Origin of the sequence: Sphingobacterium sp. UBA5639 (assembly GCF_002421245.1) — a bacterium.
In the GTDB taxonomy this organism is placed as follows: Bacteria; Bacteroidota; Bacteroidia; order Sphingobacteriales; family Sphingobacteriaceae; genus Sphingobacterium; species Sphingobacterium multivorum.
This window is the reverse complement of the sequence record NZ_DIJR01000036.1, coordinates 111288-122892: the sequence shown is the minus strand read 5'-3', so window position 1 is coordinate 122892 and position 11605 is coordinate 111288. Positions and strand designations below refer to the sequence as shown.

At 40.1% G+C, this 11605-nt stretch carries 7 protein-coding genes; 6 read left to right on the top strand and 1 reads right to left on the bottom strand.

Features of this window, described 5'->3' with window-relative positions:
• Nucleotides 1-35: 35 nt before the first annotated feature.
• Entirely contained in the window at nucleotides 36-1931 is a 1896-nt protein-coding gene (locus B4Z90_RS23030; protein ID WP_286803427.1) for a sensor histidine kinase, read from the top strand.
• Between the two features lie 158 nt (nucleotides 1932-2089).
• Nucleotides 2090-2497: a response regulator gene (locus tag B4Z90_RS23025; RefSeq protein ID WP_286803425.1), complete on the top strand. Its 408-nt coding sequence runs from the start codon at nucleotides 2090-2092 to the stop codon at nucleotides 2495-2497.
• Nucleotides 2498-2600: 103 nt separating this feature from the next.
• On the opposite strand, the gene B4Z90_RS23020 is transcribed toward B4Z90_RS23025, so the two are convergent.
• Nucleotides 2601-4376: an aminopeptidase P family protein gene (locus B4Z90_RS23020; RefSeq protein ID WP_286803423.1), complete on the bottom strand. Its 1776-nt coding sequence runs from the start codon at nucleotides 4374-4376 to the stop codon at nucleotides 2601-2603.
• 234 nt (nucleotides 4377-4610) lie between these two features.
• Between B4Z90_RS23020 and dacB the strand changes: the two genes are divergently transcribed.
• The 4 genes from dacB (at nucleotide 4611) to B4Z90_RS23000 (ending at nucleotide 11543) form a co-directional block, all read left to right on the top strand.
• Complete coding sequence (gene dacB / locus B4Z90_RS23015; protein ID WP_286803422.1) at nucleotides 4611-6035, top strand: D-alanyl-D-alanine carboxypeptidase/D-alanyl-D-alanine endopeptidase; 1425 nt, start codon at nucleotides 4611-4613, stop codon at nucleotides 6033-6035.
• 93 nt (nucleotides 6036-6128) lie between these two features.
• The gene (locus B4Z90_RS23010) at nucleotides 6129-8411 is read left to right on the top strand and encodes an NADP-dependent malic enzyme (RefSeq protein ID WP_070563373.1); all 2283 of its coding nucleotides are present in this window, start codon (nucleotides 6129-6131) and stop codon (nucleotides 8409-8411) included.
• Nucleotides 8412-8443: 32 nt separating this feature from the next.
• Entirely contained in the window at nucleotides 8444-9025 is a 582-nt protein-coding gene (gene ruvA / locus B4Z90_RS23005; RefSeq protein WP_046672352.1) for a Holliday junction branch migration protein RuvA, read from the top strand.
• A 661-nt stretch (nucleotides 9026-9686) separates the two neighbouring features.
• The gene (locus B4Z90_RS23000) at nucleotides 9687-11543 is read left to right on the top strand and encodes a beta-N-acetylhexosaminidase (RefSeq protein ID WP_286803421.1); all 1857 of its coding nucleotides are present in this window, start codon (nucleotides 9687-9689) and stop codon (nucleotides 11541-11543) included.
• Nucleotides 11544-11605 lie beyond the last annotated feature (62 nt).

Here is an 11605-nt window from a genome sequence, read left to right as displayed (position 1 = left end):
TAAATGAGAAAATTAACCCTAAATATGGTTGAATAATGCATCAGCAGCGGGACTCTTTATCTATGCTTTTTGATCAAACTGTAAATACAAGGTTGGAGGGAACAATCACGACCACAGATGATGGCACTATTCTACTATTCAACAAAAGGGCTCAAGAACTTTTAGACCTCGATAGTACGGCAGATAGCTACAAAATACAGGAATTAATAACGTTTTACACAGCAGATGATCTTTCGGTATTGTCGCCTACAGAAACGCCATTTTTTACAGCTCTTTCCAAAAACCAAGACCAAAATGAAATTATCCTAGGAAGAAAAAAGGATCAAGAGTTTAAATGGTATCAATTCGATGTTCATGTTATGATAGAAGACAATAAAAAAGGTCTTTTAATTTCATTTATGGATGTATCGAAATTGGTCAATAAAAACCGCGTCCTGGAAGATAAACAACACCAACTTCAATTGCTTGTTGCCTCATTGAATGATCTCGTATTTGAAGTAACCGATGCTGGTGTATTTAAAAACTACTGGACCAACAATCCAGATCTCTTGTTCTACAGTCCCGAAGAATTTCTAAACAAGAGTCTCACAGAACTCTTTCCGCCGGATCTTGCTGTACCCACTGTCCAATTGATACAAAATTCATTAAAATTGGACCGCGAACTTAAGATGGATTTTCAATCCAATTTAAACGAGCACAAGGACAAATGGTATCGTTTACAGATTAAACCTATACATAGGGCTCAGAACCGGGTAGCCCTGGTTATTTCCGACATTACAAAACAAGTCGAGTCCAATGAAAAAAGTAAATTCAATGAACACAAGTTTAATCAAGCATTTTATTTATCAGGTCTGGGAATTTCATTGACAAGTCTCGAAGGCTACTCCATAGAATCCAATAATATGTTAACCAAAATTCTTGGTTATTCTCATGAAGAAATGTCGAAAACCAAGTTTACTGATAGAACGCACCCCGACGATATAAACAAAGATGTTGAACTTAGAGAAAAACTTGTCAGGGGTGAAATCGACGCATTTACGCTTCAAAAACGCTATATACATAAATTAGGACATTTTGTATGGTGTTCTGTAACGGTTGCGGCAGTTTTTGATAATACCAATACCGCACAATTTCTCATCGTCCAGGTGCAGGATATTTCCGAATCAAAAAAGAATATCGAAATCCTAAAACGGCAAAAAATTGAATCGGATTTAGTCAAAATAGATCTTGAAACTAAAATACGGCAACTGGAAGAATTTGCGAACATACTTGCTCATGATCTAAAAGGCCCACTCAGCAATATACAGATGCTTATTGCTGAAATTAAGTTAACACATGATGAAAAAATAAAGGCTGATTTTGTGAACCTGCTGCATACGAGCAGTGACGATCTGACTGAAACGTTACATAATTTGGACGGAATACTTGATATTAAATCAAACAATTCACTGATTTATGAACAATGTAATTTTTTAGATATATTCAAAAAAGTGCAGCAGCAATTTACGGAAGAAATACAGCAAAAAAATGCAACTATTTCCATCGAATTCAATGTAAAAGACATCTATTATCCTAAGATTTATCTGGAAAGTATTTTCAGCAACCTCATCAGTAATGCGCTCCGATTTACAGCGACAGACCGAGCCCCTAAGATCGAAATACATACACATCAGGAACAAGAAGGAACGTTATTAACGGTTAGAGACAACGGGCTGGGCATTAACCTGCCAAAATACAAATCGGAGCTGTTTATGTTCAAAAAGGTTTTTCACCGTGGATTTGAGAGTAAAGGTGTCGGATTGTTTCTCATTAGATATCAGATCGAATCATTGGGTGGAAAAATCGATGTACAAAGTAAAATCGATTCGGGTAGCACCTTTTATGTCAAATTTTTAGAAAAAGCATATACAGATCCGCTGATACAGCTATAATAAAAAAATCAGCGTTCAATCCTGAAGCAGAAAATAACTGCTACAATCCTGGACAGCGTGATCTCATAAATAAAAGAGTGAAAGAAAAACTGCGCTGTCAATCAAAACCAAGATGAGGGTTATTGACACGATGAAAACAATTATTAATCAAAAAGACCATGACTCCTGAAACCAAAAGAACGATCATTCTCATTGATGATAATGCCATTTTACGGACTATTTTCGCCCATATGCTACAGGGATTTACCGAATATGAAATTGACTTTCATTCTTTCAAAAATGCACTGGATGCATTGGATTATTTGGAGAACAATGACATCAGCCAGTCGTTGATGCCAGCAATACTCTTTGTGGATATCAATATGCCATTTATGACTGGTTGGGAGTTAATGGATGTACTTGAAAACCGGACCGATTTCATCAAGCAAACCAAGATTTTTATCGTCAGTTCCTCCACGAGCAAAAACGATCAGGAGCAACTGGCAAATTACCCTTTTATAAGCGGTTTCATTCTGAAACCTTTTGGAAAAGAATCCATTTATGAGATTTTGAAAAAACCCGATTAAAAAAACGGTCCCCCAACTTTTCTGCCTAAGTATTGGGGGACCGTTTATGTTGACAAATTCGTGTTGTGCGCAGCGGATAACCACTGTTGTTATTCTTTTTGGATTAAATCGCCTGACACTTGTCTGCCAACCAATTCTTTTCCTCAGCAGTAAGATGAGTCGATAATTGATCAAACACCCACTGATTATAGTTATTCAACCAAGCAATGTGTTTTTTATCCAATAGGGATTTTTCGATTAAATCGGTTGCGATATAACATATTGTTAGTGTCTCAAAATCCAGAAAGTCTCCAAATTCAGAAGAACCTGCCTTACGGGTAAACACAAGATTTTCAATGCGGATACCATGTTTGCCTACGCGATACAATCCGGGTTCTATCGATGTAATCATCCCTGGTTCAACAGCAACATCTATTGCAGCTGCATTGAACACTTGCGGACCTTCGTGTACGTTTAGGAAGAAACCGACGCCATGTCCTGTACCATGTCCATAATTGCGCAATGTTTCCCACAATGGACGACGCGTAATGGCATCGATCTGATAGCCGCGCGTTCCAGTAGGGAAAATGGCCTGAGAGCCTTCTATTGTTCCCTTGAGTACAAGCGTATAATCCTCTTTTTCCTCCTGCGTAAGACCACCAAGCGTTACCACCCTTGTAATATCCGTTGTACCAGTAGTATATTGTCCGCCAGAATCGACCAATAGTAAACCTTTAGGTTGTAATATATAGTTCGATTTTTCATTGGCTGAATAATGCGGTAGGGCACCGTGATCCAAGTATCCCGCAATTGTCGTGAATGAGACGTCGACAAAACCCTCTTGACTTTCGCGAAATCCACGTAATTTCTCCGCAATTGATAATTCAGAAAGCTCACCAGAGGAGACATTCTCTTCCAACCATTTGAAGAAACGCGTCAACGCTATACCATCTTTTACAAACGTATGGCGGTTATTTTCAACTTCAACCTTGTTCTTAATCGCTTTCAAACTTGTTGAAGGGTTTATTTTCTCAACAATCTTAACCTGTTTAGGTATGCTATCGTAAACAGCAAAACAGGTACGTTTAGGATCAATTAAAATTGAAGTAACATCCAATGTAGGAATCGTTTTAAAAATATCTTCATAAGCCGAAACACCCACTCCATAGCCTTTAAGTTCTTCAGTCGCCTGAGTTGTCAGCTTCGAAGGTTCGATATAAAGCGTTGCATTTTCTGGGGTAATCAATACAAATCCCAAAACAACAGGGTTACATGGTACATCTTGACCACGGATGTTTAATAACCAGGCCAAGTCATCCAAAGATGAGATCAGATGAGCTTCCGTTCTATTCTTTTTCATCTCCGCACGAACAGCTTCAATTTTAGAAACCGTTGACTGTCCCGTAATATTTTCGTCCAGCAGGTAGGCCTGTGCCTTAGGCAGCGCTGGTCGTCCTTCCCATAATGAAGATAACAGGTCAACATGACCATCTACTTTGATCTCCAAAGGCTCCAAAGTATGCTGAACAGATTGAGCCACCAATAAAGAAGCGAGATTGCCGTCAAAAGCAACTTTAGCACCAGCGCCCAACTGTTCGCCCAACCAATCTGCATACTCCGCTGCACCTTGCACTTTCAATTTCACCAATTCAAAGCCTGTTCCCGCCAATTGCTCTGCTGCTTGGACAAAATAACGAGAATCGGTCCAAAGGCCGGCAAAATCCTGTGTGATTGCCAACGTCCCTGCTGATCCGGTAAAACCAGACGCCCAGGCAATACATTTATAACGTTCCGGTAGATATTCACTAATATGAGGATCTGAAGATGGAATGATATATCCATCGATTCCCTGAACCTTCATCGCCTCACGAATGGCAGCTAATTTTTCGATATGCTTCATGTCGTCTATACAATTTTATGCAAGTTAGGATTTTTTAGGGTCGAATGCCTAACTTTAAGCCAAATAAAACAAACGAACTACAGCGAACGCTTTTCCCTAAAATTGGCAGCGTTCCAGGAATTACAATACGTCCAATGGAATATCCATGATTTCCAAACACGAATAAAAATAACCGTGCCAACAAGCTCATCGAAGATAAGCTGGATATACCATAGGACTATAAAAACATGATATATGAACCAATTTGTGCTAAGTGCCATTGCTTTTTCTGCCTACACGTTAACGACCGTTGCTACGCCAGTATATGCACAGGATCTTCGTAGTAAAATTCAGGATGCATTCACGCAATTTCAAAATCAGGAAAACCTCAGAAATGGTTTGAGCTCATTGACTGTTTTCGACGCAAAAACAGGCCAGACTGTATTCGCAGCAAATGAGAACGTCGGATTGGCGACCGCCTCCACCATGAAGGTCATCACCTCGGCTACGGCCCTGGACTTCCTGGGCAAGAATTTTCAGTTCAAAACAACCCTGTATTATACAGGTGAAATCGACGAGAACGGAGTGTTAAACGGAAATATTATTGTGACAGGTACGGGGGATCCTACCCTCGGCAGCGCCCGCTACCCGGAGACTCAAGCAACAACGATACTGAACAAGTGGCTTACAGCAGTCCAGAATGCCGGTATTAAAAGTATAAATGGCGCAATCATCGCCGATGACCGGCTTTACAATGGCAACCAGCTTCCAGGGGGCTGGATCTGGACCGACATGGGCAATTACTATGGTGCTGGAATTTCTTCCCTCAATTGGTGTGAAAATGCCTTTGGCATAAATTTTCTGCCAAGCACTAAAGTCGGAACTAAAGCTGAGATCGCCAATTACACAACGCCAGTTCCGTATCTGGAAATCATCAATGAAACAACCACGGGTAAATCGGGAAGCGGAGACAATGTGTACGCCTATGCCGCTCCCTATTCGACCAAGATATTTGTGCGCGGCACCTATGGACAGGACCTCAAGAAAACTATCGAGCTCTCTTCGCCAGACCCGGCCTATGATCTCGCTTATCAATTAAATGAAGTACTAAGTAACAACGGTATTCCCGCCAGCGAACTACCAGCTACCGGAACCAAGATGGATTCAGTTGATATTTCAAAAAAACAGACCCTCGATATCCATTTATCTCCAACCTTAGACAAAATTGTCTACTGGTTTAACCAAAAGAGCATCAACCTTTACGGAGAGGCCTTGTTGAAAGCGATTGCTTATACAACAGCTGGTAAAACGGGCACCGACGATGGCGCGTATTATGTACAAAAATATTGGAATGCCAAATTAGGCATAAAATCCAGTGAACTCAATAGTATGGACGGTTCGGGACTCTCGCCTCAAAATCGAGTGACGACATCAGCGATGAATAAGATTATGCAGTATGCACAAAAACAGAGTTGGTATCCTGCCTTCTACGAAAGTCTTCCCACCTATAACAATATGAAGATGAAAAGTGGAACAATTGGCGGCGTACTTGGTTATACAGGTGTGCATACCAATAAAACAGGGCAGTCGTTTACTTATACTTTACTGGTCAACAACTATGCAGGATCGGCGTCCAGCATGCGTCAGCAAATGTTTAAACTATTGGATGTCCTGAAGTAACATATTATTGTCTAATTATAATAAGATATTGGCAAATATTTCCAATTATCAAAAAGAATGATAGATTTGTAGCCTTAAATTAATAAAATCGTAATGAGTAACACTAATCGTAAACAGGCAGCATTAAACTACCACGCAATGGGTAGACCTGGTAAAATAGCTGTTGTTCCGACCAAACCAACAAATTCGCAAAGAGACTTATCATTAGCATATTCTCCAGGTGTAGCGGAGCCATGTTTGGCTATTGCTGAGAACAAAGAAGATGCTTATAAATATACTGCAAAAGGAAACCTTGTTGCTGTGATCAGTAATGGTACAGCAGTTTTGGGCTTAGGCGATATCGGCGCCCAAGCTGGTAAACCAGTTATGGAAGGTAAAGGTTTATTATTCAAAATTTTTGCCGACATTGATGTATTTGACATCGAAGTGGACACCAAAAATGTCGATGAGTTCGTCAATATCGTTAAAGCATTGGAGCCTACTTTTGGAGGTATCAACCTGGAAGATATCAAAGCACCGGAATGTTTTGAAATCGAACGCCGTCTAAAAGAAGAAATGAACATCCCTGTGATGCACGATGACCAACATGGTACTGCAATCATTTCAGGTGCAGCATTGATCAATGCCTGTGAAATTATTGGTAAAGATATTTCAAAAGTAAAAATCGTCGTCAATGGCGCCGGAGCAGCTGCAATGTCATGTACAGCAATGTATATTTCAGTAGGTGCTAGCAAAGAAAATATTGTGATGCTGGATAGCAAAGGTGTAATCCGTACCGATAGAGAAAATCTAGACAGTATGAAAGCACAATATGCAACAGATCGCGATATTCGCACACTGGCAGACGCTGTAAAAGATTCAGATGTATTTATCGGTCTCTCGGCAGCAGACGTCATGTCGGCAGAGATGTTGTTATCAATGGCTCCGAACCCAATTGTATTGGCGATGGCAAATCCAAATCCTGAGATTGCTTACGATTTGGCGATGGCAACACGTAACGATATTATCATGGGTACAGGTCGTTCAGATTATCCTAACCAAGTAAACAATGTATTGGGTTTCCCCTATATCTTCCGTGGTGCTTTGGACGTACGTGCAACAGCAATTAACGAAGAAATGAAAATTGCTGCAGTGCGTGCAATTGCAGACTTGGCGAAACAACCTGTTCCAGAAGAAGTAAATCAAGCCTATAATACCAGCAATTTAAAATTCTCGGAAGAATATATCATTCCAAAACCTACCGATCCGCGTTTGATCACTGAAGTTTCTATGGCTGTTGCAAAAGCGGCCATCGCATCAGGTGTAGCACAGACCGTAATCGAAGACTGGGATCAATACAGCGATTCCCTACGTAAACGTCTTGGTAAAGATGATGCGATTATGCGCAATTTGACCATGGCTGCTAAAAGAGATCCTAAACGTGTTGTTTTTGCAGAAGCAGACAATTACAAAACGTTACGTGCGGCACAGATTGTTAAAGAAGAAGGCATTGCGATTCCAATTCTTTTGGGTAGAAGAGATAAAATCGAACGTCTAATCAAAGAATATGCTTTTGAACTGGATGGCCTTGAAATTATCGACCCAGTTGCTGAAGTTGATAACGAAACGGAGCGCTCGAAGAAATTTATTGAGCATCTATATGTCAAAAGACAACGTCGTGGTATTTCGAAATACGACGCCCGTAAGTTGATGTACGACCGTAACTATTTTGGTGCCTCTTTAGTGGAATTTGGCGAAGCTGATACCCTAATTTCCGGTATGACCAAAAATTATGCAAATACAATCCGTCCGGCATTACATGTAATCGGTGCTAAACCAGGCAGCCGTGTCGCAGGTATGTATATGATGTTAACTAAAAAAGGACCAATCTTCATGGGGGATACAACCGTAAATGAAGACCCTACAGCACAAGAATTAGCAGACATTACGCTGTTACTGGATAAAGCGGTGAGACGTATGAACATTCAGCCACGTATTGCATTACTATCCTACTCTAATTTTGGTTCAAGTGAGGGAAAAACGCCAACAAAAGTGAGAGCAGCAGCGCAGATCCTACACGATCAACATCCAGAGATTATTGCTGATGGTGATTTACAAGCAAATTTCGCCTTGAACAGCGAAATGTTGACAGCAAACTTCCCGTTCAGCTGCTTAAATGGAAAATCGGCGAATACACTCGTATTTCCTAATTTGGAGTCCGGAAATATCGCTTATAAATTATTGCAAGAAGTTGGTGAAGCTGAGGCAGTAGGTCCAATCCTTTTGGGTATGAACAAACCTATTCACGTATTGCAATTGGATAGCTCTGTGCGCGAAATCGTCAATATGGTTACCATTGCTGTAGTTGATGTACAAGCACATCTTAAAAATTTATAGAATAGCTTAAAATCTTCCTATATTCGTATACTATGTACGAATATTTCAATGGAAAATTAGCATATAAAGCCCCCACTCATGTTGTTATCGATGTGAGTGGGATTGGTTATTATGTCCACATCTCGCTCTATACCTTCTCCCAAATCAAGGATCAGGAAAACTGTAAACTATTTATTTCACTTCAAGTTCGGGAAGACTCACACACGCTTTATGGCTTTGCAACTGAAGGCGAGAAAAAATTATTCGAAAATTTGATCTCTGTTTCTGGTATTGGCCCCAATACAGGCCGTATGATCCTATCGTCAAACACACCCGATGAGATCCAGTCTGCCATCGTCAATGGCCAGGTTGCCCTCATTCAAAAGATTAAAGGAATTGGTCCTAAAACAGCACAACGTCTTATACTGGAACTTCAGGATAAATTAAAAAAACAGGGCTTCGAAGCTTTGGCATCACCGATCCAATCCCAATCAGTTCCGGACGAAGCATTGTCAGCACTAGTGATGCTCGGATTCAACAAAGTCGCGGCAGAGAAGGTGTTAAATACCATTTTAAAGACCGAAAGCAATCTTTCCGTGGAGGATATGATCAAATTAGCATTGAAACGACTTTAATGCATAAACATTTGCTGAACATATCCGATATTAATCATTAGATGACAGATACGTGCTGTTCATGCTGTAGCGTAAAAGATATAAAGGAACCTTCGGGTTCCTTTGTCATTTCCCGAACCTCAGTTTTGCAATACTTCGCGCCCTATTAACAGTGCTTCAAATTTGAAACATCAAAAAGATATTGTTATAAATAATAAGGAGCTGATAGGGACTTTATAGGGACCTCATTCGGACCTTATTCGGATAAAGCCCTATCAGCTCCGTTGAATGTACCTATAAACTAAGCATTAAAAACGGATCAAAAATGACATCATTCAGAAGAAGTTATAAGGTCGTTATCTTCCCTTCACGTGATCGAAATAATCTGTACAACGAAAGAAGGTTTAGTGATAAAGCATCAGCTCACAGGAGATACGAACATTTAAAAAGGCATAAATTTTTTTACCTAAATTTGGATACTATTCCCCGAAGTAAAATATCCCCTTTAACAGACTAAACAAACGATTGATCTAACCCAAACACGTTATTATCCAAACTACTTCTAAGTGCCCAAAAATACGTTCAACAGTGTTTTCATACCCTATTTGTTACATTTCCTCTTTGCTAAAACGTATTTATTCACCTATTTTTAGAACTTCTTATTTCAGTTATAATCTCACGCATGAAGAAACTATTTTCACTTGCGCTGGCTCTAAGTATAGGAGCAGCAGTATTTGCGCAAGAAAAGAAAGATGCTACCTTGAACATTGTGCCCTTACCGCAACAGGTTCAAATTAAAAATGGTACATTTAAAATCAACGCTAACACCAAAATCGCCTTTGATAGCGAAGAGGACAAAAAAGTTGCAACGCTGTTTCAGGATTTCCTAAAAAGCAACTACAGTCTCAATTTATCCCTAGTGAAATCAGCGAGCAGCAATACGATCTATTTCTCCTCCAAAAACGCAAAATCCACTAATGCTGAAGCGTATGAACTTAACATAAGTTCAGACCGCGCAACTATTAGCGGAAAAGCTGCCGGTCTATTTTATGGTATGCAATCGTTGATCCAGTTGCTACCTGTGGATAAAAAGGCCAGCATAGAAATTCAACAAGCTTCAATCCAGGATGAACCTCGCTTTGCTTACCGTGGATTACATCTCGATGTTGGCCGTCATTTCTTTCCAGTAGAGTTTGTAAAAAAATACATTGATATTCTGGCGTCTTACAAATTGAATACGTTTCATTGGCATTTGACAGACGACCAAGGCTGGCGTATCGAAATCAAATCACATCCAAAATTGACTCAGATTGGCGGTTACCGCAAGCAAACACTACTGGGTAACTACAAGACAGATGGTGATTATGATAACACACCTTATGGCGGTTTCTATACCCAAGACCAAATCAAAGAAGTGGTTGCTTATGCTAAAGCTAAATATGTAACGGTTATACCCGAAATCGAAATGCCTGGGCATGCGTTAGCAGCACTTTCGGCTTATCCAGAATTGGGCTGTGGTGATAAGCCAGGACCTTACACGGCTGCGCAGACTTGGGGGGTCTTTGACGATGTTTTCTGTGCTGGAAAAGAAGAAACATTCAAGTTGTTGGAAGATGTCATTGATGAAGTCATTCCCCTATTCCCGAGTGAATATATCCACATCGGCGGTGATGAATGTCCAAAAACAAAATGGAAAACATGTCCATTTTGTCAAAAAAGAATCAAAGATAACAACCTCAAAGATGAACACGAGTTACAGAGCTATTTTATCCAACGTATGGAAAAATATATCAATAGCAAAGGTAAACGTATCATTGGATGGGATGAGATCTTGGAGGGTGGTTTAGCGCCTAATGCGACTGTCATGAGCTGGAGAGGCGATCAAGGTGCGATTGATGCAGCCAATCAAGGTCACGATGTGATCATAACGGCAAACAGCTATGGTCTATATTTTGATCACAAACAAGGTCCTGATCAAAACAGAGAACCTTTAAGTATCGGCGGACTTTCCACATTGAGCAAAGTATATTCGTCAGACCCAATGCCTAGCAAAATTGCTGAAAACAACAAGAAACACGTTCTAGGTGTACAAGCAAATATTTGGACAGAGTATATTGGATCATCCAATAAAGTCGAATTTACAGTGTTACCGCGCGTTATAGCGCTTTCTGAAATTGCCTGGACACAGCCAGAGAAAAAGAATTGGAAAAATTTCTCAGAACAGCGTGCAGCAAATCAGCTGGCTAAACTTGACCAAACCAATACATTCTATCGTGTACCGGAAGTATATGGCATAACAGATACCACCGTATATGCTTCGGAATATACGATCAGAGGCTTGAAACCATCTGTTGAAGGGGCCAAAATTTATTACACATTGGACAACTACGATCCTTCAGAATTGGATTTAGAATATACAGGTCCAGTGAAAATTACGGTTCCTAATAGTAAGGAACGTGTTTTCAAAGCCGTTGTTGTAACGCCTTCCGGCAAAAGAAGCAACTACATTCGGGTGAATATTATCAACACCAAGAAATAATAACATTTGCCTGATAAGAAAGCGCTAATATTCTGTTAACTTTGAACAGCGTATTAGCGCTT